Raw genomic sequence first — 23,380 nt, 5'->3', positions numbered from 1 at the left:
GCGGTCAGTTTAAACTGCTTTTCAAGAGCGTGATATGGTTGCCGCCTGTTCAATGACACCGACATTCGTTTATGAAACTGATCCTGAGCCGGAAAGGCTTCGACTCATCCGCCGGCGGCTGCCCAAGCCCGGTGTTTCCCGACCGGTCGTTCTACACTCTCCCGATTCCGGATCCCCGTTCCCGGATTGCCTACAGGGATCTCCATTATCAGGGCCTGAACGTTGGCAGCCTGGTCGCCAGCCTGACCGGAAACCGGCGTGGTGGAACCCGAAAAGCCCATCTGGACCCCGACCTGATAGCCGACGTATATCCCCGGGATGATGGCTGGCGGCCCTGTCTGGGTCAGGCCGGTGCCGCCCAGGGACATCTCCGCAAGCAGCGGGTTGGTGTCGGTGACCTGTTCCTTTTCTTTGGCCTGTTCCGTGATGTGGAAAAGCGGGGCAGAGCCTGGCGATTTGTACAGCAGGCCCGCCCGTTTCATGCGCTTTGGGGCTGGCTTCAGGTGGGCGAGGTACACCGGATCGATGACCTCTCGGAAGAGGACTTGCCCTGGGCTCGCTACCATCCGCATTTTCATGGGCACGAGGATGGCAGTAATACCCTGTATGTGGCCTCTGAGCAGCTGCGTCTCGACGGACAGCCATTGGGTCTTCCAGGCGCGGGTGTGTTTGCCAGCATGCAGGATCATCTTCGGCTGACGTCTGCGGATGCCGCCTCCACAACGCAATGGCGTTTGCCGGCGTGTTTTTTCCCCGAGTCGGCGGAAACAGCGATGAGTTTTCACAGTAACCTTGCCCGCTGGTCCCTGGATGGGGATCATTGCCTGCTTCGGAGCGCGTCCCGGGGGCAGGAATTCGTACTGGATACTATAACTTATCCTGGAGTGGTTTCCTGGTTGAGGGGGATTTTATGAGAGTGATGCTTCTGGGTGCTACCGGCCTGACCGGTGGCAAGGTACTGCAAGGCCTGCTGGACAGTAACCATGTGTCGTCGGTGGTTACGCCTGTGCGTCGTACACTTGCGCTGAGCCATGAAAAACTCGAGCAGCACGAGATCGATTTTGATCGCATCCATGAACACGGCGAACTGTTCCTGGTGGATGCCATCATCTGTTGCCTGGGTACGACACTGAAGAAGGCCGGTTCCCGGGAGCAGTTCCGCAAAGTGGATTACGGCTATCCACTGAAAGCGGCGCAGCTCGGTCGCGCAAACGGCGCGAAGGCGTTTTTACTGATGTCGGCCATTGCCGCTTCGTCGTCGTCCACGGTGTTCTACAACCGCGTGAAAGGGGAACTCGAGGACGGCGTAAAGGCGTTGGGCTATCCTTACCTTGCTATATATCAGCCCAGCCTGCTGCTGGGTGACAGGCAGGAACGTCGCACTGCCGAAGCCCTGGGAATGAAAGCCATGCCCCTTATTAACCGGGCGCTGCTGGGTCCGCTGGAAAGATTCCGGGCCATAGAAGCGGATACCGTGGCAAGGGCAATGGTGAATGAGGTAAGCGCGCTTGCCCGGGAGACTCCGCCCAAACCGGTGGTTCGGGTCTATGAGTACCCGGACATAGTGGCGCTGGCGAAAGCGTGATCAGGAGGAACAATGGAGTACATCGGACCTGTCAGCAGTGCGGTTATGGCTTTGATCTGGGTGGTCTACTTCCAGGTGTTCTTTATCCAGTATCAGCGCAATAACCGCCCCTATCTGGTAATCCACCACGCCCAGAACGAGAATCCCGACGCCTTGTGCCTGCTGGTGAATATGGGCAAGGAAACCGTTCACGTGCAGTGTGTTCAGGTGGTGCTGCATACACGGGCTGGTGAAGAGAAAACGCTGACAGTGACCGAGTATCGCCGGGTTGGCGCAGACGACAGCAACGTCCACCAGGTGTTACGGCAGGGGCCATTGCAGCCCGGCGGCTACCTGGTGCTGGGCTCGTTTCGCAATATTATCCTGGGCCGTCGAAGCGAGGAGAGCGACAGCGACTATCTGTTCGAGGACATCGTGGCGGTAGAAATCCGTGCTGCCGTGGTTCATGGCCCAAGCCGGTATCCGGTTGGCGTGCGCCGGCGTTTCCGGCTGGAGCACGAAGGAGGGCCGGAAATATATCCCCGGAACATTCACAGTGAACAGCTCACCCGCCGCAAAGACCGGCACGAAGTCCGTCGCTGGCTTGAGTCAGAACTCAGCCCGGAGAGAAAGGGACAGTCAGAGTCTGACAGTTCGGATCAGTCAAAGTAGCCTGTTTGCCAGGCCATGAAATAGCCGCTCCCTTCTATCGTCTGAGAGTAACCCATTCCAATGTTTGGGCTGATGGTGACAGTCACCAGTTGGGCAGTTTGCAATTTGTTCTTGAATAATTCGAGCGCTCGTTCTATTTTGGAACAAGGAGGTCCAAACATGAACAATTCGAATAACACGAACCTTGGCAGCGCAAACAGGTCGCTGAGTCTGGCCGGCAAGACTGTACTGGTTACAGGAGCTGCTGGTGGCCTTGGACGCAGCTTTACCCGGTGCGTGCTTGAAGCCGGTGCGACGGTCATTGCCAGTGGCCGCCGCCGAGAGGTACTGGAATCCCTCAAGACCGACCTTCCCGAATATGCTGATCGGATCCATGTTGTCACCATGGATGTTACCGACGAGGCCAGTGTCTGCGAAGCGTTCGATACCATGGCCGACGCCATCGCCATCCCGGATGTAGTGGTTTCCAATGCCGGAGTGGCAACCAGCAAGAAGGCCCTGGATCTGACCGTTTTGGAATGGGACCGGGTGGTCGACACCAATCTCAAGGGCTGCTGGCTAGTGTGCAATGAAGCCGCCCGCCGCCTCTCCGCGATCAATCAGGGCGGCAGTATCATCATGATTTCTTCCATTCTTGGTCATCGCGTGGCCGGTAACGTGGCGCCCTATGCTGCCGCCAAGGCTGGCGTCGAGCAGCTGACCCGCGCCCTTGCCTTGGAATGGGCCCGTTTCGGTATCCGTGTCAACGCGCTAGCGCCGGGGTACATCGAAACCGATCTGAACCGTGATTTCTTTGCCAGTGAACCCGGCCAAAAAATGATCCGCCGTATACCTCAGCGCCGTCTTGGCCAGGCTGGGGATCTGAGTGGCCCGTTGTTGCTATTGGCCTCAGACCTTTCCGACTACATGACCGGCAGCACCCTTGTGGTGGATGGCGGCCATCTTCAATCCTCGCTTTAAGGAGCAAGCTGTGGACTTCAATCTTAGCCCCGGGAACGAGTCGTACCGAAAACGCATCAAGGACTTTGTGGAACAGGAGTTGTTGCCTCTGGAGCAGAACCCGGAGGCCTATGATGAACATGAGAACATTGCGCGCGACTGCCTCGATCAGATGCGTGCCAAGGCAAAACAGCAGGGCTTGTGGTGCCTGCAGATTCCTGAGCATCTGGGCGGTCAGGGGCTCGACATTTCCGGTATGGCGGCCTGCTACGAAGAGATGAACCGGTCGATATTCGGGCCGGTGGTGTTCAATTCCGCGGCGCCGGACGACGGAAACATGATCGTGCTGGCGAAGGTGGCGACAGAAGCTCAGCAGGAGCGCTGGCTCAAGCCCATCGTGGAGGGAAAAGTAAGTTCAGCGTTTGTGATGACCGAACCACCTCCCGGCTGTGGCTCGGATCCCGGCATGATGCAGACTACTGCTACGCGCAAGGGCGACGGGTGGGTTATACACGGCCACAAGCATTACATTACCGGCGCCGCCGAAGCGTCGCATTTTATTCTGATTGCACGGACTTCCGACGATACCCGCAAGGGCCTGAGCGCCTTCCTGTTCCACAAGGATGATCCAGGCTGGGAAATCATCCGGCGGATTCCGATCATGGGGCCGGAAGAACACGGCGGCCATTGCGAGCTCCGGTTCGATGGCCTGGAAATCCCAGACGAGAACCGGTTGATGGAAGTTGGCGATGGCCTCAAGCTCACCCAGATCCGCCTCGGTACGGCCCGTCTTACCCACTGCATGCGCTGGCTGGGCCTGGCCCGTCGTTCCCTGGAGATTGCCACCGAGTATGTCAATAACCGGGAATCCTTCGGTCAGTCCCTGGCCCAGCGCGAAGGTGTGCAATGGCTACTGGGCGAGGCGGCCATGGAGATCCAGGTCGGCCGGCTGCTTACCATGCATGCCGCATGGAAGCTGGACCAGGGTGACTTTGCCCGCAAGGAAGTTTCCATGGCCAAGGTTGCTGTGGCCGACACCCTGCACAAGGCGGTGGATACGGCCATCCAGCTTTGCGGTGCGCGGGGCTATTCCAAGGATACCCCTCTGGAGTGGATCTACCGTTATGCCCGCCAGGCGAGACTGGTGGATGGTGCCTCGGAAATACACAAGATGGTGTTCTCGAAGACCTTGCTGGCGGAGCGTACCGATTTCTGGCATTGGGGAGTGAAGGCGTAATGGCCGCGCTTGCCGACACCTTCAGCACGTTCGTTGCCCGGCAAACCGGTGCCCGGGCTGCGCGGGTTATCGAGTTCGACAAGCTCTCCGGCGGCGCCATCCAGGATAACTTCGGATTGACGCTGGAACTGGAGGGCGGCAGCCGGCCAGGCCGGCAGGAATTTGTGGTCCGGCAGGATGCCCCTTCGGGTGTCGCAGAAAGCCTGTCCAGGCCCGAGGAATTCCGGGTTCTTCAGGCGGCGTTCAGGGCCGGGGTAACCGCACCGGAGCCGCTCTGGCTGTGTGAGGACCCAGAGGTCAGCGGGCAGGTGTTCTACGTCATGACCCGGGCAGCGGGGAGCGCGTCTCCCCGCAAACTGGTCAAGGCGGATTTCTCCGAAGAGCAGCGTCGGAACATTGTGCGCCGGCTGGGCGCTGAGCTCGCCAGGTTGCACACAGTGCGGCCACCGCAGGCTTCGCTGGAGTTCCTGGTGATGCCCGATCCGAACAATCCGGCCCTGAGCCGGGTAGCGCTGTACCGCCGCTATCTGAAAGAAATCGGTGAACCTCATCCGGTATTGGAGTGGGCGCTGAACTGGTTAGAGGATCATGCGCCGGAACCGGGGCCGACGGTGCTTTGCCACTGTGACTTCCGGACCGGTAACTACATGATGGACGGTGATGAGCTGACCGCTGTCCTGGACTGGGAGTTTACCGCCTGGAGCGATCCTTGTGAGGACCTGGGCTGGCTCTGTAGTCGCAGCTGGCGGTTCGGAGTCGATGACCGGGAAGTTGGCGGGATCGGAGACAGGCAGGATCTTTTGGACGGCTACCGGGAAGCAAGCGGCGTCGACCTTGATCCGGCGACGGTCAGCTACTGGGAAGTCATGGCGCTGGTGCGTTGGGCGATGATTGCGTTGCAGCAGGCGCGCAGACACATGTCTGGTGAACAGCGTTCGCTGGAACTGGCGCTGACTGGTCGCATGGTGGCGCAGATGGAGCTGGACCTGCTGAACCAGGTTCAGGAACTGGAGGATGGGCAATGATCAATCAACCAGAAACCCGGGATCTACTTGCCGAGGCTCGCCAGGTGTTGCTGGAATCAGTGGCCCCGGAGCTTGCCGGGGAACACAAATACCAGGCACTCATGATTGCCAATGCCATGGGCATGGCCATCCGGGAGCTTGAGCAGCGCGAGCAGGGCCAGCCAGAGCAGACCGACCGGGCCGTGCGGGCATACCTTTCAGAGCAATCCGTTGATGAAACGGCTGCTGAAGCAGAGGCGAACCTTGCCCGGGCTATTCGCGAGCGTCGCCTGGATGGAACTGATCCGGCTCTGCGTTCTGTGCTCCGTACCCTCACCGAGTCCCGGTTGCTGATCAATAACCCTGGCTATCTGAAACGGTGAACCATGAATAAGTACAACAGCCTCGACAAGACAGCCGCCAATCACTCTGCCCTGACGCCTCTGAACTTGCTGCGGCGCTCGGCACTGGTTTTTCCCGACAAGCCGGCGGTTATCGATGACGACCGAACGTTGTCTTACCGGCAGCTCTACCAGCGCTGTTGCCAGATGGGCGATGCGCTTCGTCGCCGCGGCATTAACTCCGGCGATACGGTGGCCATCTTGTGTCCCAACAGCCATGAAATGCTCGAATCTCATTATTCCGCGCCCATGTCCGGTGCGGTGCTCAATTCAATCAATATCCGCCTCGATGCGGCAACGTTGACCTTCATTCTGAGCCATGGTGAAGCCAGGGTTCTGTTCTACGACACCCAGTGGGAGAACCAGGTCAGGGCTGCCATAGCCGAGCTGGAGGCGCCGCCGCTGCTGGTGTCCATCGAACGCAAGGCAGGGGCTAGCGAAGGCCTGGCGGACCTGGACTACGAGAGCCTGCTGGCGGAGGGCGACCCCGAAGCTGACTGGCAAGCTCCCTCCGACGAATGGACCGCCATTTCACTGAATTACACCTCCGGTACCACCGGCAATCCGAAAGGCGTGGTCTACCATCATCGGGGTGCCTACCTGGCGGCCATGACTAACGCCATGGTGTTCAATATGACCGCCGAGACGGTCTACCTGTGGACCCTGCCGATGTTCCATTGCAACGGCTGGGCCTACACCTGGGCGATCACGGCCGTAGGCGGCACCCACGTTTGCCTGCGGGAGGTGGACGCCATGGAAATCTACCGCCGGATCGAGGATTACGGAGTCACCCACATGTGCGGCGCGCCGGTGGTGGTGAACATGCTGCTACAGGAGCTGGGGCGCAAGGGCCTGAAGCTTTCCCGCCCGGCCCACTTTGCCCTGGGTGGCGCAGCGCCCCCCAGCAGCGTGATTCGCAAGGCAGAGGAAATCGGTTTCCGGATTACCCATCTGTATGGCCTGACTGAAACCTTCGGTCCTTCAACTTTGTGCGTGCCCCAGCCGGAATGGCAGCAGCTGTCGCTGGAAGAACGGGCAGTGAAAATGTCCCGTCAGGGTGTCCCCACCCACGGCCTGGACGAGGTCGCGGTAATGGATACCGTCAGCGGCAAAATGGTACCTGCCGACGGCAAGACCATGGGCGAGATCTGTATCCGTGGCAATACCGTGATGAAGGGTTACCTGAAGAATGCGGAGGCCACGCAGAAGGCGTTCAGCGACGGCTGGTTCCACACCGGGGACCTGGCCGTTATGCACCCGGATCACTATGTTGAAATCCGGGACCGGGCCAAGGACGTGATTATCTCCGGCGGCGAAAACATATCAAGCCTTGAAGTAGAGGAGGTCCTTTACCGACACCCGAAAGTCTCCGAGGCGGCGGTGGTGGCAATGGCCGATGAAGTGTGGGGCGAAGTGCCCTGCGCCTTTGTGAATCCGGTCGACGATGGTGAGGAACTCTCGGCCGAGGAGATTATCACTTTTTGCCGGGATCACATGGCGCACTTCAAGGCGCCGAGGAAAGTGGTGCTTGGCGAGCTTCCCAAGACTGCCACCGGCAAGATCCGCAAAAACATTCTGCGGGACTCTCTGTTTTGATGACCGGGCTGTCCCGATGACTGGGCTGACCATGGTCAGCAGGAGGTTGCGATAACGCATATAACGCATTCAGAAAAACGAAACCGGCCCTGATTCAGCGGGCTCACAAGTTCCAGTGACAACAAAGACAAGAACACAGGAGCAATACCATGAAAAAAATGAGCATCAGAAATCTTCTGGTTGCGATGACCGCAACCGCGACGCTTGGTACCGCCGGTACCAGCTATGCCGAGGATCCGATCCGGATCGGGGGGCTCTACATTCTCTCCGGCAGTGCTGCCACATACGGCGAGTTTGCCCAGAGAGGCATTAACCTGGCAGTGGATGAAATTAACGACTCTGGTGGCATCCTGGGTCGACAGGTAGAAATGATCTATGAGGACACCCAGGGAAAGGCTTCGGTGGCCATCCAGGCCGCGCGCAAGCTAGTCTACTCGGAGAGTGCGGACGCTCTCGTGGGGCTCGACAGCTCGGGCGTTGCCCAGGGTATGGTTCCGACCATGCCGGAGCTGCAGAAACCCCTGATCATAACCCACGCCGCCACGCCGGATGTCACTGGCAAACTGTGTAATGCATTTACCTACCGCATCAGTGTAAACGTGGCCCAGAACATGAAGGCCGCCGCCATGGTGGCTGCAGAAACCGATGCCACTAAAACCGATGCCACTAATTGGACCACCATCGGTCCGGACTATGCGTTCGGTCATCAGTCCTGGGAGTTCTTCGGTAACTATCTCAAAGAGATCAATCCGGATGTGAACCTGATGTCGGAGACCAACTTCCCGCGCTTTGGTGCCGAGGATTTCACTCCGTTCATTGACCGGGTAATGGACTCTGACGCCGAGGGCGTTCTGATCTCCGTCTGGGGTGGTGACCTGGTCAACTTTATCCGCCAGGCCAATAACCGTGGTTTCTTCGAAGAGGACCTGGAGGTGATGTTCACAGTGGGCGCCGCGACTGAAGTACTGACCGCCCTGGGCGAAGAAATGCCTGAGGGAGTGCATCTGTCTACCCGTTACTGGTACGAAGCCTACGACAACGACACTAATGACCGCTTTGTGAAAGCCTACCTTGACGCCTACGGCAACCCGCCGAGCTACAACGCTGAGGGTGCGTATGCCGCCATCTACGCCTACAAACAGGCGATGGAAGCGGCCGGTACCACCGATGGTCCTGCCGTTGCCAAGGCGCTGAGCGGCATGAGTATGGAAGCCCCGAACGGAACGGTTACTTTCCGTGCAGGCGATAATCAGGCCATGGTGAGCCCGAACTGGGGTGTTTCCGGCCCTATGCATCCGGAGCATGGCATCCGCACGCTAACCAACCTGCAGATCTTTGACGGCGAAGAAGTAGCCCGCACTATCGAAGCGACCGGCTGCAAGCTCTGAATTGACTGTTGTTCTTTTGCTTGCCGTGGCGCCCTCCGGGGCGCCGCGAATCCGGCCCTAACGTAATGAGGTAATCCATGTCTGGCATCGGAGCGGCGTTGCTGAACAGTCTCGATATCGGGCTGCTGCTGTTCATTATCGCAGTGGGTCTGAATATCGTGTTCGGTGTACTGAACATCATCAACTTTGCCCACGGGGCACTCTACATGCTGGGGGCCTATCTGGCCTTCACACTGATCAATATAGCGGGTATGCCCTTCGGGGCGGCCCTGATCCTGGCGCCAATCGGCGTCGCTATCCTTGCAGTCATCATCGACCGGGTACTGCTGCGCTTTATCTATTCCCGTGACGTGGCAGACAGCCTGCTGCTGACTTTCGCTATCCTGCTGATCATCAACGAGAGTGTGAGGATGATCTGGGGTAGCGGCATCCATGTGGTCCAGCCGCCGGATTTGCTGTCAGGTTCGGTGAGCCTGTTGGGCAGTTCTGTTGCCACCTACAGCCTGTTTGTGATCGTCATCGGCCTGTTGCTGCTGGCCGGTCTCTGGTACCTGTTCAACCGCACCCGCGTTGGCCGCATCATGCGGGCGGCCGCCCTGGACCGGGACATGGCCGAGGCGCTGTGCATCAACACCCGGATGGTGGTGACCGGTGTGTTTGCCTTTGGTGCCTGGCTGGCCGCTGTCGGTGGTGTCATGGCAGCACCCATGCGGGCACTTGACCCCGGCATGGGGGACAAGATCATTATCGAGTCATTTATCGTGGTGGTGATCGGGGGGCTGGGCAGCTTCCCGGGCGCCTTGCTCGGAGCCATCATCCTGGGACTGATTCACGGCTTCGGTGGCCGCTACCTGCCGGAAGTGAACCTGTTATTGCCGTTCGTGGGCATGGCGCTGGTTCTGTTGTTCAAACCAAACGGCATTATGGGCAAGGGGGCAAATGCATGAAGACCAAGGTTCTGATGGCCATTCTGGCTGTGGTGATTGCCGGGCTGATTGCTGTGCCCTGGATTGCTTCCTATTTCTACGTGTTTATCTTTACCGAAATCCTGATCCTCGGCCTGTTCGCGGCCAGCTTCAACCTGATTTTCGGTTATACCGGCATGCTGAGCTTCGGGCATGCGGCATTCTTCGGTATTGGCGCCTACGCCACAGCCCTGGTACTTATCCACCTTGAGTGGCCTTTCCTGGCCTGCCTGTTGGTCTCCATGGGGGCGTCCGCACTGCTGGCGCTGATGATCGGCTTCCTGAGCGTCCGGCTCAATGAGGTGTACTTTGCCATGCTGACACTGGCCTTTGGCATGATGGTCTTTGCCATCGCCTACCAGTGGCGCTCGGTGACCAACGGCAGTGACGGCCTTGCCGGGTTTACCCTGGGCTCCTTCGGGCTCGGCCTCGATCTGACCCTGGCCAACCCGTCGGTCTATTACCATGTGGTGCTTGGAATAGTGGCCATTGCCGCGATAGTGCTTTACGTGATCTGCCGCAGTTCTTTCGGCATGATCCTCAAGGCCATCCGCCAGAATCCCGAGCGGGTCTCGTTCGCCGGGCTGAATGTGCGTACTTACCGTCTGGTGGCTTTCGTTATTGCCGGCATTTTCGCAGGTCTGGCCGGTGGTCTGATCGCCCCGTTCCTGCGTGTGGCGAGCCCGGAGCTCCTGCACTGGTCCATGTCCGCCGAACCGATTCTGATGGCCATTCTCGGTGGCACCGGGTTTTTCCTGGGGCCATTCATCGGGTCCGCGGCGTTCGTATTGCTGGAAACCTGGATCACTACTTATACCGAGTCCTGGATGCTGGTTCTGGGCATCATCCTGGCGTTAATGGTGATCTTCTTCCGCAAGGGTCTGCTGGGCACCGCCATTGACTGGTGGATGGAGGTGAAGAAATGAGTAACCCGGTCCTTACCATTGCCAACCTGACCAAGCGTTTTGGTGGAGTCACTGCAGTCTCCGATATCAACCTGGAAGTTATGCCCAAGGAAACCATCGCTATCATCGGTCCCAACGGTGCCGGGAAAACCACCTTTTACAACATGGTTTCCGGCCGGATGCAGCCGACTGAGGGCAAGATCATGCTGGACGGCAAAGATATCACCGGCCTGCCACCCCACAAGATCAGCCGCCTGGGAGTATCCCGCTCGTTCCAGATCAATAACATCTTCCCGGAGATGACGGTGCAGGAGAACGTGGAAGTCGTGCTGTCGGCCTATCATGGCCACAGCCGCAAGCTGTTCAATATTGCCTCCCGTAATACCGGAATCCAGCAGGAGGCGGTCGATTTTCTGAAGCGTCTGGGCATCGACAGCCTGAAGGAGCAGCGCGCGGAAGTCATCAGTTACGGCGACAAACGATTGCTGGAAATTGCTATGGTGCTGGCAACACAACCTAAACTGGTGCTGCTGGATGAACCCACAGCCGGCATGACCCCCGATGAAACCCGGCGCACCACCCGGCTGATCAAGAAGCTTGCAGACAGCGGTGACTACACATTCATGATCACCGAGCACGATATGGACGTTGTCTTCAACCTGGCGGACCGAATTCTGGTCATGCACCGTGGTGAAAAGCTGTTTGCCGGTTCACCCGAGGAAGTGAAGAACGATCCGGAGGTTCGTGTTGCGTACCTGGGAGAGGAAGACGACGAAGCGGTCGAGGAGGCCAAACCATGATTCTTGATGTTCGCAATATCCAGACGTTTTATGGTGAGAGCCAGGCGCTCCAGGGTGTTACCCTTCAGCTCGAAGCGGGTGAGACAGTTTGCATTCTCGGCAGGAACGGCGCGGGAAAGAGCACCACCCTGAAAAGTATCATGGGCCTGACGCCTCCGCGATCCGGTGAGGTCATCTATGACGGCAAGCCCGTCCAGGGCTGGCCGGCCCACCGGATTGCTCGCGCAGGCATCGGTTATGTACCAGAAGACCGCCGGATCTTTCCCGGGCTGACAGTGCGGGATAACCTGGATGTGGCCTCTTATCAACGCAAGGGCAGTAACGCCCGCTGGACGGTGGATGGCATCCTGAAGAAATACGAGATGCTTGGCGAACGGGCGGACCAGGACGGTGCCACCCTCTCCGGTGGCCAGCAGCAGATGCTGGCGGTGGCGCGCTCCCTGATGATCCAGCCACGGCTGTTGTTGCTGGACGAGCCCAATGAAGGTCTGGCCCCGGTTATCGTTCAGCAGATTGGTGAGCTGATTGATGACCTGAGTCAGACCACAACTATCCTGTTCACCGACCAGAGCGTGCGTTTCGCTCTCAAGCATGCCCAGAGAGCCTACATACTGGAAAAGGGCCAAGTGGTGCACGAGGCGAGCAGTGATGAACTGCGGGCTGACCAGGCCACCCAGGACCGGTTCCTGTCGGTGGCATGATCTGACGTATAATCCCCGCCGCAGGAGCAGAAAGGCGTGGTACCAATGATTGAAAATTATGAGGCATTCCGTGACGAATTGAGCATGTCCAAGGAGGACGTGGTCCGTGAGGTCTACCGCCAGAACAAGGACAGGATCAGCATCAAGAAAGAGGCGACGGCGGTCAAGAACCTGATCCGGGTCATCGAATCAACGTTGAGACTGGCCAACTCCAAGGGCTTCCATGCGATGACCCTGAGAGACCTGTGTGCGGACTCGGGCATGAGCATGGGGGGGCTGTATGCCTACATTCGCAACAAGGACGACTTGATCCACCTGATCCAGAGCCATGGATTCACCATTACCCGCCGTACCTTGCTGCACTACACTGGCGAGGTGGATGATGTCCGTGACAAGCTGTTTTCTGCGATCAAGGCGCACCTGTACCTGAGCGAGCTCATGCGGGCCTGGTTCTATTTCTCCTACATGGAGGCGAAGAGCCTGCCGGCGCCGGAAAAACGCGATGCGGTGGCCATCGAGCTGGAGATCGAGGATATCTTCCTGAGCGTCATTGAGGACGGCATAAAGGCAGGGGTGTACCGGCCAAGGAACGCCCGCCTTGTAGCTTCAATGATCAAGGCCCTGTTGCAGGACTGGTACCTGAAGCGCAGAAAATACCGTGACCAGAATGTTGCCGTTGATGACTATGCGGCGTTTGTCAGAGATGTGATTGAAAGCTATCTGCTCTGAAGACGTCAGTTCCTTTTTTTGAGGATCGAGAGGACTGTAATGACTGTAGGATTGACGAACCCGGAACTCTTGCGCGAAAGCGCGTACATGAACGGCGAATGGGTCCAGGCGCGTTCGGGTAACCAATTGCCGGTAACCAATCCGGCCAATGGCGAACACCTGGCAAATGTGCCGGACATGAGCGCAGAGGATACCCGGCTTGCCATCGGAGCGGCTGAGGCCGCGTGGCCGGAATGGCGTTCACGCCCGGCCAAGGAGCGCGCCGGCGTTCTGCGCCGTTGGTTCGACCTGGTGATGCAACATCAGGAAGACCTGGCCAGACTGATGACGGCGGAGCAGGGCAAGCCGCTGGCGGAAGCACGCGGTGAGGTAGGCTACGGCGCAAGCTTTATCGAGTGGTTCGCAGAGGAAGCAAAACGCGCCTATGGTGATGTGATCCCGGGCCATGGCAGGGATAAGCGAATTGTAGTGATCAAGCAGCCAATCGGGGTAGTGGCGGCGATCACGCCCTGGAATTTTCCGGTGGCAATGATCACCCGCAAGGTGGCCCCGGCTCTCGCCGCCGGCTGCCCGGTGGTGGTTAAGCCTGCAGAGGATACCCCGCTGTGTGCCCTTGCCCTGGCGGTGCTGGCAGAGGAGGCCGGTGTCCCCCCGGGTGTCCTCAATATCATTACATGCTCAAAGGATCGGGCCCCAGAGGTGGGCAAGGAGTTGACCACCAATCCGGTTGTTCGCAAGGTGTCTTTCACCGGTTCTACCCCAGTGGGTAAACTGCTGATGCGCCAGGCCAGCGGCACCGTCAAGAAAGTGAGTCTGGAGCTGGGTGGTAATGCCCCGTTTATCGTGTTCGACGATGCCGATCTTGATGCCGCGGTAACCGGACTGATGGCCTCCAAGTATCGGAATACCGGGCAGACCTGTGTCTGCGCCAACCGCATCTATGTTCAGTCCGGTGTGTATGACCAGTTTGTTGAAAAGCTCAAAGCAGCGGTCGCTAAACTGGTGGTGGGCGCTGGTCTTGAAGGCGAGACTCAACAGGGCCCGCTAATCAACCAGGCGGCCCTGAATAAGGTCAAGCGACACATCGCTGATGCCACCGGCAAGGGCGCCAGGGTAGTCCTGGGGGGCAATGCACACACGCTGGGTGGCACCTTCTTCGAACCAACCATCCTCACTGATGTCACTCAGGATATGCTGGTGGCCAGTGAGGAGACGTTTGGGCCGGTGGCACCGCTGTTCCGGTTTGATACCGAGGAACAGGCAATCGCCATGGCCAACGACTCGGAATTCGGTCTGGCCGCCTACTTCTACAGCAATGATATCCGACGCATCTGGCATGTCGCTGAGGCCCTTGAAACGGGCATGATCGGTATCAACGACGGAATCATTTCCACCGAGACCGCCCCCTTTGGTGGCGTCAAGGAAAGCGGCCTCGGCCGGGAAGGCTCCCGATATGGCCTGGATGAGTTTATGGAACTCAAATATCTGTGTCTGGGCGGCATGCGCTAAGCCCTTGTTGGCAAGGAGAGTCGAATGGCAGGCCCCCTGTCCCATCTGCGCATCCTTGATCTTTCCAGGGTCCTGGCCGGCCCCTGGGCAGGCCAGCTTCTCGGCGATCTGGGTGCGGAGGTCATCAAGATCGAGCGCCCGGGAACCGGTGACGATACCCGCTTCTGGGGACCGCCCTATCTTAAGGGTGCTGATGGCAGCGCCGAACTCTCCGCCTACTTTCTGAGCGCCAACCGGAACAAGCAGTCCCTGGCGGTCGATATCGCCCATCCGGAAGGCCAGGCACTGGTCCGCAAGCTGGTGGCCGAATCGGATGTGGTGCTGGAAAACTTCAAGGTCGGCGGTCTCAAGCGCTATGGCCTGGATTACGACAGTCTGAAACGCGTCAATCCCAAACTTATTTACTGTTCAATCACCGGATTTGGCCAGGATGGCCCTTACGCGAATCGGCCCGGCTATGATTTCCTGATTCAGGCCATGGGAGGGTTGATGAGTATCACGGGGCAGCCGGACAGCGAGCCTGGCGCGGGGCCGACGAAGGTGGGGGTGGCCCTGACTGACATCATGACCGGGCTGTACGCCACCATCGGCGTACTCGCCGCTCTCAGCCACCGGGACCGGACCGGGGAAGGCCAATATGTGGAGGCCGCGCTGCTGGATGTGCAGGTGGCCTGCCTGGCCAACCAGGCCATGAATTATCTGACAACGGGTAAGGCCCCAACAAGGATGGGGAACGCTCATCCCAATATCGTGCCTTATCAGGACTTTCCCACGGCCGACGGCAATATGGTACTGACGATTGGCAATGATCAGCAGTTTGTCCGGCTGTGTGATGTGCTGGAGCATCCGGAGTGGGCAAGCGATGATCGCTTTGCGACAAATCGCGCCCGGGTGGCCAATCGCAAGGAACTGATCCCGAAGCTGCGGCAGGCTACGGTGATGCGGTCCACCCGGGAGTGGGTAGAAGTCCTGGAGCGCGCCGGGGTGCCCTGCGGGCCAGTAAATACCCTGGATCAGGTATTTAACGACCCTCAGATTCTGGCACGGGGGATGAGGCAGACTGTCACCCACCCTGCCTTGGGTGAGGTGCCGATGGTCGGCAATCCGATCAAGCTGAAACTGACACCGGTAACCTACCGCACGGCACCACCTTTATTGGGGGAGCAGTCGGAGCATGTCCTGCAGCACATTGCCGGTCTTTCTTCCGACGAGATCCAGTTGCTCAGGGAACGGGGTATCATCTCCTGAACCTCAGCTGCGCGGGGTTACCACGGCCGGGCGCCCACACTTGTTACCGGCCGCGAAACCGCGCCGGCCGCTTGGCCAGAAACGCAGAAACGCCCTCTGCAAAATCCTCCGTTCGGGTCATCTCCAGAAAAGCCTCCCGTTCCGCCTCCAGGTGTGCGGCCAGCTGACCGCCATTGGCCCTGTCGGTGAGCCGGCGGAAGGCCCCGAAGGCGCGGGTGGGGCCTTTTGCCGTTTTCTCGATGGTTGTGGCGAGTAGCTGCTCAAAACGTTCTTCCGGGGCAAACTCGGTGATCAGCCCCCAGCTTTTGGCCTCGGTGGCGCTCAGCGTCCGGCCCAGCAACATTAATTCCGCCGCCCGGCCGGCACCGATCCTGTGGGGCAGAAACCAGCTGCCACCGCAATCGGGAACCGCGCCAATGCCATTGTAGGCGACCAGAAACCTTGCATCTTCCCGGGCAATAATCAGGTCTGCCATCAGTGCCAGGCTCAGCCCCGCGCCAGCGGCCACACCCCTGACCGCTGCTATGACCGGGGCGTCCATGCTGCGCAACAGGAGGATAGCCGGGTTGACCGCATCCAGTATGGCGTTGATGGCATTACCTGCCTGCTCCGAAGACCCCGCCATGCTGGCAATATCCCCTCCCGCCATGAAGGCTCTCCCCGCTCCGGTCAGAACGATGCACCGCACCCCCGGCATGGATTTCAGCCCCTGGACAGCGGCCAGAAAGGCTTCGGCCAGGGGGATGTTGATGGCGTTCAGGGCTTCCGGCCGGTTGAAGGTGAGCGTTGCCACGCCGGTTCCAGAGTCGAAGCTGGTGGTAACCAATCTATCTGTCATATCTGATCTTTCTCTCGCCGCGGTGCATCTGTTGGTCACTTCCCTGCGTAAGGTTAGTGTGATCTGTCCGGTAACAGAATAGCGGGGTATGGCTAATGTTGCCTGGATGGACTACTTTGAATCTGGTCGGGGTTTACTCCGGCGACAAGAAAAAACAAGAATTACAATCATCTTTGGGCGTAATCCGGGTAGCAACAAGGGCTGTTTGCATGCCTGTATACCCGGCCCCAGGGATGCAGGGAGGTGTAGTGAGCATCCTTGAAATCAGTAACCTGTCTTTGTCTTTTGGTGGTGTAAAGGCCCTGCAGGATGTCAGCTTCCGCGTGCCCGAGAACACCATCACTACCATTATCGGCCCGAACGGTGCCGGCAAAACGTCTCTGTTCAACTGCATTTCCGGTTTCTACAGACCCCAGCAGGGCTCCATCCATTACCAGGGCCAGGTGCTTTCAAGCGGCATCAAGCCGCCGCGACGGGCCGCGCTGGGCCTGGCCCGAACCTTCCAGAACATTGCCCTTTTCCGGGGTATGACCGTACTGGACAACATCAAACTTGGCGCCCACGTCCATATGAAAAGCGGCCTGCTCAGTGCACTGGCCTATTTTGGCCCTGCCCGCCGGGAGGAAATCGCGGTCCGCAGGAATGTCGAACGACGGATTATCGATTTTCTGGAGATTGACCATATCCGCCGTCAACCGGTGTCGAGTCTCTCCTATGGCTTGCAGAAGCGGGTGGAGCTGGCGCGTGCACTGGCCATGCAACCCAAGGTGCTGATGCTGGACGAACCGGTGGCTGGAATGAACCGGGAAGAAAAGGAAGACATGGCCCGCTTTATTCTGGATATCCGGGAGGAGTGGGGCATTACCGTACTGATGGTAGAGCACGACATGGGCATGGTTATGGATATTTCTGACCACATTGCGGTGCTCAATTTTGGTCAGGTGATTACCGAGGGCCTGCCGGCGGATGTCCAGAAGAATCCAGAGGTGATCAAGGCCTACCTTGGGAACAGCGACATCGACAGTTTGCGCAAGAAGCTCAATCCGGAAGGGGAGGCCGCCTGATGGATTGGATGTTCTTTGGTGAAATAAGCCTGGCGGGCCTCGCCATGGGCGGGCTATACGCGCTGATCGCCCTGGGCTTTGTCATCATCTACAAAGCCACCCGTGTGATCAATTTTGCCATTGGCGAAATCATGATGTTTGCCGCCTACCTGTTCCTGGCCTTTGCTGGTGGCATGGAAATGTCGGCCTGGATCGCGCTGCCGCTGGCGGTGCTCGGCGGCAGCATTCTGGGAGGGGTGATCGAGAAGACCATGATCCGACCGATGCTGGGGGAGTCTCCGATTTCGGTGGTAATGGTGACTATCGGTATTGCCAGTATTCTGGTGGGGCTGGTTGAGTTTATCTGGACTGCCGATCCGCAACTGCTCCCGAGTTTTCTGCCCCGGGAGCCGGTGTTTATCGGTGATCTCTACTTGGCTCCGAAAATTGCCTACGGCTTCCTGATCGGTGCCGCCGTGTTGATTGTCTATCTGCTCTATTTCCGCTTCTCCAGGGGCGGCGTAGCCTTGCGGGCGACTGCCTCGGACCAGGCCGCCGCCTATTCCATGGGCATCAACGTACGCCGGGTATTCAATATGGCCTGGGTGTTCGGTTCGCTTGCCGCCTCACTGGCCGGCGTGCTGGTGGCGGCCACCGGTGGCCTCAGCCCCCAGTTCGGGATCATCGGACTGAGTGTGCTGGTGGTGGTCATTGTCGGTGGACTGGACAGCATTCTGGGGGCGCTGATTGCCGGTGTGTTCATTGGCTGGCTGGAAACCGTAGCGGGTGCCTATTTCGGTGGCGAGTACCGCATGCCGGCTACTTTTCTGGTTCTGGCGGTGATTCTGGTTATTCGACCCTATGGCCTTTTCGGCACCCACGAAATAGAGCGAGTGTAAGATGCGGATTGGTGACGCAAAACAGACTTACGAGGCCGATGAGGCGATCTGGACCACGTCTACCCAGAAGTTCTGGTTTGGTCTTTTCCTGCTGTTTCTGCTGGTGTTTCCGTTTATGGCGGATTCCTACCTTCTGTACCTGGGGTGCCTGGTGGGTATTGCTGTTATCAGCACCACTGGCCTGAATATTCTTACCGGCTTTACCGGACTGATTTCCCTGGGCCAGGCAGGCTTTATGGGGGTTGGCGCCTATACGGTGGCCTGGCTCTCCGTCAATACCGGCCTGCCGTTCCCGGTAACCCTGTTGCTTGCCGGGTTCATGGCCGCCGCTGTAGGTATTCTGGTGGGTCTGCCCTCGCTGCGGGTCAAGGGCCTGTACCTGGCCATTGCCACTCTGGCGGCCGGCGTTTTCCTGCATTTCATTTTTGCAGAGTGGGAATCGGTCACCGGCGGCATGGGTGGCCTGAGTCTGGAGCCGGCGCACCTGTTCGGGTGGTCTTTCCAGAGTGATTTCATGATGTATTTCGTCATTGTGCCGCTGGCGGTGCTGATGGTGCTCGCCGCAGCCAATGTATTCCGGACCCGGATCGGTCGGGCTTTCATTGCCATTAGGGACCGGGACATTTCCGCAGAGATTCTTGGTATAGACCTGCTGCGATACAAGCTGATGTCCTTTGCGCTGAGCTCCTTCTACGCGGGCATAGCCGGAGGCCTGTTCGCCTATTTCTACCGTGTGGTAACGCCGGAGAGTTTTCCGTTGTCCATGTCGATCTTCTACCTTGCAGCAGTCATTGTGGGAGGCATGGGTAACCTGCTGGGGGGCATACTCGGCGCGGCCTTTATGACGCTGGTGCCGGAAGCACTGAAACTGCTGACCTCCGCACTGACGCCTTTCTATCCAAACGCCCCTGTATTCATGTCGCCCATGCTGGAGATCATTTTCGGCGCCCTGATTGTGGGCTTTCTGATTTTCGAACCCCATGGCCTTGCGGAGATATGGCACCGCATCCGCCGTTTCTTTCACCTGTGGCCATTCAGGAATTAACCGTGTTTCAGTGAGAACCGATGCATCACCAACAACAAGAAGCAGCAAGGAGAAGAAACATGTTCAGAAACATACTTAACAAAGGACGCAGGCTTGCCGGGCTTGGCGGCCTGGTCGCTGCATTAACAGTGGCGGCTCCGGCCATGGCCCAGGACAAGGAACCCATCGTGTTCGGTGGCTCCATTCCGCTGTCCGGGGTGTTTGCCTTTGCCGGGATTCACATCCATGCGGGGCTGACCGACTACACCGACTGGATCAACAGCGAGGGTGGTATCAATGGCCATCCGGTGAAGTACGTGATGGAAGATACTGCGTATGAAGTGGACCGCTCGGTGGCTGCCTTCAAGAAAATTTCCGGCAGTGAATCACCGGCCACCTATTACGGGGACAGTACCGGGTTCATGAAGGCCATCGCCTCGGAGCTGAACAGCCAGGGCAATACCCTGATGAGCGGAGCGTCCTTCGCGACTGCACTGACGGATAACGAGCAATACCCCTATCAGTTTATCCCGGGACCCAACTACAGCCAGATGTTCGGCATTATCCTGGAATACATCGCCTCCCAGGGTGAAGGTGGGGACATGCCGACGGTGGCCTTTGTCTACAGCGACACCGAGTTTGGCAAGGACCCGATCGAGAATGGCAAGGCCCGTGCCGCCGAGCTGGGTATCGAGGTGGTTGAGGACATCGTCACCAAACCTGGCAGCGTGGACGTGTCCTCTGAAATCCTGAAGCTGCGCCGGGTCCGCCCGGATTACGTGGTGTTCCACGGCTACGTTCTGTCGCCGATCAACGAGTTCATGGTGCAGATGCGCCAGATGGGGCTGGATACCAAATTCATGGGTACCTTCTGGTCTTCGGACAAGCTGATCATCGACAAGATGGGCGCGGATGCGGACGGCTACATGGGTGTTATGCCCTACAACTACTATGACAGCGAAGAAAGCGGGCCGATGCTGGACGCACTCAGGGCTCAGGCCGAGAAGAGCGACCCGGAGGCTGATTACCGCCCGACCGGCTACATGCAGGCCTGGTTCAACGCCATGGTGTGGACCGAAGTGGTCAAGCGCACCCTTGACGCTGGCAAGGAACTGACTGGTGACAATATGGCCGAGGCACTGGCCTCCATCGAGGACTGGGACACCGGCGGCATCATCGGTATTCCGGTAACCGTCAGGGACATGTCCTTCCCGGTCGGCCGTATCTGGCGGGTCAATGCCGAAAAAGGCCGTTACGAGCCGGTATCGGACTGGATTCACCTCGACTGAGGGGCTGTATGGAAGCCTTACTGGAAATCGATAACATCGAGGTGGTCTATAATAAGTCGGTGCAGGTCCTCCGGGGCCTGTCGCTGCGGGTGCCGGAGGGGGCCATTGTGGCGCTCCTTGGCTCCAACGGCGCCGGCAAGTCCACCACACTGAAAAGTGTGTCCGGCCTGCTGTCCCTGGAAGACGGTGAAGTGACTGCCGGTGAAGTCCGTTTCCGGGGCAAGGACCTGAAGGGGACGCCGCCCGAAAAACTGGTGCGCAACGGACTCTTTCATGTGATGGAAGGTCGTCGCGTGTTTGAAGACCTGACGGTGGAAGAGAATCTGGTTGCCGCTACCTATGCACTTACTGGCAACAAGCCGTCCCTGAGTGACAGCTATGAACTGGTTTACACCTATTTTCCGCGGCTCAAGGAACGTCGCAAACAGCTGGCGGGGTACCTGTCTGGTGGCGAACAGCAGATGCTGGCTCTTGGCCGGGCACTGATCGCCCAACCGAAGCTGATCATGCTGGATGAACCTTCACTGGGTCTGGCGCCATTGCTGGTGGAGGAGATTTTTACCATCGTGGCGCGGATTAACCGGGAGCAGGGCACTGCGATTCTGCTGGTAGAGCAGAACGCGGCCGTTTCTCTGGCGATCGCGTCCTATGGTTACATCATGGAAAACGGCAAGATCGTGATTGACGGGCCGGCAGACAAACTGACCGCCAACGAGGATGTCCGGGAGTTTTACCTCGGGGTGGGAGGCAAGGAAGGCGAAACCCGCAGTTACCGTGACATCAAGCATTACAAACGCCGTAAACGGTGGCTTTCATGACAACACCTTCCATACCTGATCTGACCCTCACCCAGATGTTGCGGGCTCACGCCAGAGAGCGGCCCGGGGCGCTGGCACTGCGCCAGAAGGACTTCGGCATCTGGCAGGCCTACAGCTGGCAGGATTACTATCGGCGTGCCCGGCATTTCGGGCTTGGACTCCGCGCGCTGGGGCTCAACGAAGGTGGCCATGTGGCCATTATCTCGGAAAACCGGGTGGAGTGGGTTATTGCCCAGATGGGTATCGGTATCGCCCGCGGCATCTGTGTGGGCGTCTATCCCACCAGTCCGTGGAACGAGGTGGCCTACGTCCTTGAGCACAGCGATGCGGAAATCGTGGTGTGTGAGGATCAGGAACAGACCGACAAGGTACTGGAAGCCTGGCCCGACCTGCCAAAGCTGAAGTACACCATCGCCATTGATATGAAGGGGCTTGGTTATTATCCGGAGCCACCGACGGCATTCGAGGATATCGAGGCCAGAGGCCGGGAGTTCGAGAAAGAGCACCCCGGGCTGACGGACGAACTGCTGGATGGCCAGCAGATGGACGACACCGCTTTGATGATCTACACGTCCGGCTCCACCGGTCGGCCCAAGGGCGCCATGATCAGTTGGGGTAACCTTCATGCGGCTGCACCGGGGCTTATTGAGCTGTTGCAGGCAGACGAGCATGGGTCCTGTCTTTCCTACCTCCCGCTATGCCATGTGGCAGAGCAGGCGGTCACCAACATTGCGCCGATTTACGCGGGCAGCTCCGTCAGCTTTGGTGAGAGCCTGCGAACCATCCAGGAGGATTTGCGGGAAATTGCACCGACGTTTTTCCTTGGGGTGCCAAGAATATGGGAAAAGCTGCATTCCTCCATCTATATCAAGATCCAGGAAACCGGACGCTTCCGGAGGGCGCTGTTCAACTGGGCGATCCGGGTATGTTCGCCCACCGCTACCCGGCCCCGGGCGCAGTGGAGCCTGAAAGAAAAGTGTCTCTACAGCCTCAGCTACTGGCTGGTCTTCCGGGCATTGCAGAATTTCATTGGCCTGCGCCGGTGCACCCTCGCGATGACCGGTGCTGCCCCCATTTCCACTGGCATTCTGGAATTCTTCCGGACCATGGGGATTCCTCTGGTGGAAGTCTATGGCCAGACGGAAAGCACAGGCGTTGCAACCGCCCAACCAGTGGATAACGTGCATCTTGGCACCGTCGGGGTTGCTATTGCCGGGGTGGAGGTGAAACTTGGCGAGCATAACGAGATCATCATGCGCGGTGGCAGCATGTTCAAGGGCTATTACAAGAATAAGGAAACAACCGCTTCAACCCTGAAAGACGGCTGGCTGCACACCGGTGATGTGGGCGAATGGCGGGACGGCCAGCTCAAGATTGTTGATCGCCTGAAAGACATCATCATTACCGCCGGGGGCAAGAACCTTTCCCCCACCGAAATCGAAAACACCATCAAGGCAAGCCCCTACATCAAGGAATGCATTGTGATTGGTGAGGCCCGGAAGTATGTCTCTGCCCTGATCCAGATCGACTTTGAGACGGTTGCCAAGTGGGCCGAGCAGGAGCGGATTGCCTATACCACCTTCCGCAGCCTGACCGAGCAGCAGCGGGTAAACGAACTGATTGAGGCGGAAGTGAACAAAGGCAACGAGCAACTGCCCCAGGTGGCGCAGATCAAACGCTTCCACCTGCTCACCAAGGAGCTCGACCATGACGATGATGAGGTGACGGCCACCATGAAGGTGCGGCGGAGCAAAATCTACGAAAAATACACGGATGTGATTGAGTCGCTTTATGCCTGAAAACCATCCTTT

At 58.5% G+C, this 23,380-nt stretch carries 23 protein-coding genes; 22 read left to right on the top strand and 1 reads right to left on the bottom strand.

The window, feature by feature from the left end; all coding sequences use genetic code 11:
* Nucleotides 1-71: 71 nt before the first annotated feature.
* The 16 genes from QPM17_RS11325 (at nt 72) to QPM17_RS11250 (ending at nt 15,658) form a co-directional block, all read left to right on the top strand.
* Nucleotides 72-914: an Nmad3 family putative nucleotide modification protein gene (locus QPM17_RS11325; RefSeq protein ID WP_285390849.1), complete on the top strand. Its 843-nt coding sequence runs from the start codon at nt 72-74 to the stop codon at nt 912-914.
* Complete coding sequence (locus tag QPM17_RS11320; RefSeq protein WP_285390848.1) at nt 911-1,585, top strand: NAD-dependent epimerase/dehydratase family protein; 675 nt, start codon at nt 911-913, stop codon at nt 1,583-1,585. The genes QPM17_RS11325 and QPM17_RS11320 overlap by 4 nt, the downstream gene beginning before the upstream one ends.
* A 12-nt stretch (nt 1,586-1,597) precedes the next feature.
* Nucleotides 1,598-2,236, top strand: a complete 639-nt coding sequence (locus tag QPM17_RS11315; protein WP_285390847.1) for a hypothetical protein — start codon at nt 1,598-1,600, stop codon at nt 2,234-2,236.
* A 159-nt stretch (nt 2,237-2,395) separates the two neighbouring features.
* Entirely contained in the window at nt 2,396-3,196 is an 801-nt protein-coding gene (locus tag QPM17_RS11310; RefSeq protein WP_285390845.1) for an SDR family NAD(P)-dependent oxidoreductase, read from the top strand.
* A gap of 10 nt (nt 3,197-3,206) precedes the next feature.
* Nucleotides 3,207-4,412: an acyl-CoA dehydrogenase family protein gene (locus tag QPM17_RS11305; RefSeq protein WP_285390844.1), complete on the top strand. Its 1,206-nt coding sequence runs from the start codon at nt 3,207-3,209 to the stop codon at nt 4,410-4,412.
* Nucleotides 4,412-5,437, top strand: coding sequence for a phosphotransferase family protein (locus tag QPM17_RS11300; protein WP_285390843.1), 1,026 nt, complete (start codon nt 4,412-4,414; stop codon nt 5,435-5,437). Before QPM17_RS11305 ends, QPM17_RS11300 begins: the two co-directional genes overlap by 1 nt.
* Nucleotides 5,434-5,799, top strand: a complete 366-nt coding sequence (locus QPM17_RS11295; protein ID WP_285390842.1) for a DUF6285 domain-containing protein — start codon at nt 5,434-5,436, stop codon at nt 5,797-5,799. Before QPM17_RS11300 ends, QPM17_RS11295 begins: the two co-directional genes overlap by 4 nt.
* A gap of 3 nt (nt 5,800-5,802) precedes the next feature.
* Nucleotides 5,803-7,413, top strand: a complete 1,611-nt coding sequence (locus QPM17_RS11290) for an AMP-binding protein (protein WP_285390841.1) — start codon at nt 5,803-5,805, stop codon at nt 7,411-7,413.
* Nucleotides 7,414-7,562: 149 nt separating this feature from the next.
* A complete protein-coding gene (locus QPM17_RS11285) occupies nt 7,563-8,801 on the top strand; it encodes an ABC transporter substrate-binding protein (RefSeq protein ID WP_285390840.1) in 1,239 nt (412 codons plus the stop codon).
* Nucleotides 8,802-8,878: 77 nt separating this feature from the next.
* Nucleotides 8,879-9,748 (top strand): branched-chain amino acid ABC transporter permease, encoded by an 870-nt coding sequence (locus QPM17_RS11280; RefSeq protein WP_285390839.1) that lies wholly within the window; start codon nt 8,879-8,881, stop codon nt 9,746-9,748.
* A complete protein-coding gene (locus QPM17_RS11275) occupies nt 9,745-10,692 on the top strand; it encodes a branched-chain amino acid ABC transporter permease (protein WP_285390838.1) in 948 nt (315 codons plus the stop codon). The genes QPM17_RS11280 and QPM17_RS11275 overlap by 4 nt, the downstream gene beginning before the upstream one ends.
* Nucleotides 10,689-11,471: an ABC transporter ATP-binding protein gene (locus QPM17_RS11270; RefSeq protein ID WP_285390837.1), complete on the top strand. Its 783-nt coding sequence runs from the start codon at nt 10,689-10,691 to the stop codon at nt 11,469-11,471. Before QPM17_RS11275 ends, QPM17_RS11270 begins: the two co-directional genes overlap by 4 nt.
* On the top strand, nt 11,468-12,172 hold the full coding sequence (locus QPM17_RS11265) for an ABC transporter ATP-binding protein (RefSeq protein ID WP_285390836.1): 705 nt from the start codon (nt 11,468-11,470) through the stop codon (nt 12,170-12,172). The genes QPM17_RS11270 and QPM17_RS11265 overlap by 4 nt, the downstream gene beginning before the upstream one ends.
* A gap of 45 nt (nt 12,173-12,217) precedes the next feature.
* Nucleotides 12,218-12,901, top strand: coding sequence for a TetR/AcrR family transcriptional regulator (locus QPM17_RS11260; RefSeq protein WP_285390834.1), 684 nt, complete (start codon nt 12,218-12,220; stop codon nt 12,899-12,901).
* Between the two features lie 39 nt (nt 12,902-12,940).
* On the top strand, nt 12,941-14,410 hold the full coding sequence (locus QPM17_RS11255) for an NAD-dependent succinate-semialdehyde dehydrogenase (RefSeq protein WP_285390833.1): 1,470 nt from the start codon (nt 12,941-12,943) through the stop codon (nt 14,408-14,410).
* 24 nt (nt 14,411-14,434) lie between these two features.
* Nucleotides 14,435-15,658, top strand: coding sequence for a CaiB/BaiF CoA transferase family protein (locus QPM17_RS11250; RefSeq protein ID WP_285390832.1), 1,224 nt, complete (start codon nt 14,435-14,437; stop codon nt 15,656-15,658).
* A gap of 43 nt (nt 15,659-15,701) precedes the next feature.
* Here the strand turns inward: QPM17_RS11250 and QPM17_RS11245 are convergent, their stop codons facing one another.
* On the bottom strand, nt 15,702-16,496 hold the full coding sequence (locus QPM17_RS11245; protein ID WP_285390831.1) for an enoyl-CoA hydratase/isomerase family protein: 795 nt from the start codon (nt 16,494-16,496) through the stop codon (nt 15,702-15,704).
* Nucleotides 16,497-16,744: 248 nt separating this feature from the next.
* On the opposite strand from QPM17_RS11245, the gene QPM17_RS11240 reads away from it, so the two are divergent.
* Genes QPM17_RS11240 through QPM17_RS11215 form a run of 6 tightly spaced genes read left to right on the top strand, consistent with a single transcriptional unit; the run spans nt 16,745 to nt 23,368 of the window.
* Nucleotides 16,745-17,560: an ABC transporter ATP-binding protein gene (locus tag QPM17_RS11240; protein ID WP_285390829.1), complete on the top strand. Its 816-nt coding sequence runs from the start codon at nt 16,745-16,747 to the stop codon at nt 17,558-17,560.
* Nucleotides 17,560-18,438 carry a branched-chain amino acid ABC transporter permease gene (locus QPM17_RS11235; protein ID WP_285390828.1) on the top strand — a complete coding sequence of 293 codons (879 nt, stop codon included), beginning with the start codon at nt 17,560-17,562 and terminating at the stop codon, nt 18,436-18,438. Before QPM17_RS11240 ends, QPM17_RS11235 begins: the two co-directional genes overlap by 1 nt.
* A 1-nt stretch (nt 18,439) precedes the next feature.
* Nucleotides 18,440-19,483 (top strand): branched-chain amino acid ABC transporter permease, encoded by a 1,044-nt coding sequence (locus QPM17_RS11230; RefSeq protein WP_285390827.1) that lies wholly within the window; start codon nt 18,440-18,442, stop codon nt 19,481-19,483.
* A 59-nt stretch (nt 19,484-19,542) separates the two neighbouring features.
* The gene (locus QPM17_RS11225; protein ID WP_285390826.1) at nt 19,543-20,751 is read left to right on the top strand and encodes an ABC transporter substrate-binding protein; all 1,209 of its coding nucleotides are present in this window, start codon (nt 19,543-19,545) and stop codon (nt 20,749-20,751) included.
* An 8-nt stretch (nt 20,752-20,759) separates the two neighbouring features.
* A complete protein-coding gene (locus QPM17_RS11220) occupies nt 20,760-21,569 on the top strand; it encodes an ABC transporter ATP-binding protein (RefSeq protein WP_285390825.1) in 810 nt (269 codons plus the stop codon).
* Complete coding sequence (locus QPM17_RS11215) at nt 21,566-23,368, top strand: AMP-dependent synthetase/ligase (protein ID WP_285390824.1); 1,803 nt, start codon at nt 21,566-21,568, stop codon at nt 23,366-23,368. Before QPM17_RS11220 ends, QPM17_RS11215 begins: the two co-directional genes overlap by 4 nt.
* Nucleotides 23,369-23,380: the final 12 nt, after the last annotated feature.

The sequence above is a fragment of the Marinobacter azerbaijanicus genome, from assembly GCF_030250645.1.
Classification (GTDB): domain Bacteria; phylum Pseudomonadota; class Gammaproteobacteria; order Pseudomonadales; family Oleiphilaceae; genus Marinobacter; species Marinobacter azerbaijanicus.
The sequence above is the reverse complement of the archived record's forward strand: the minus strand, read 5'-3'. Positions and strand labels throughout refer to the sequence as shown.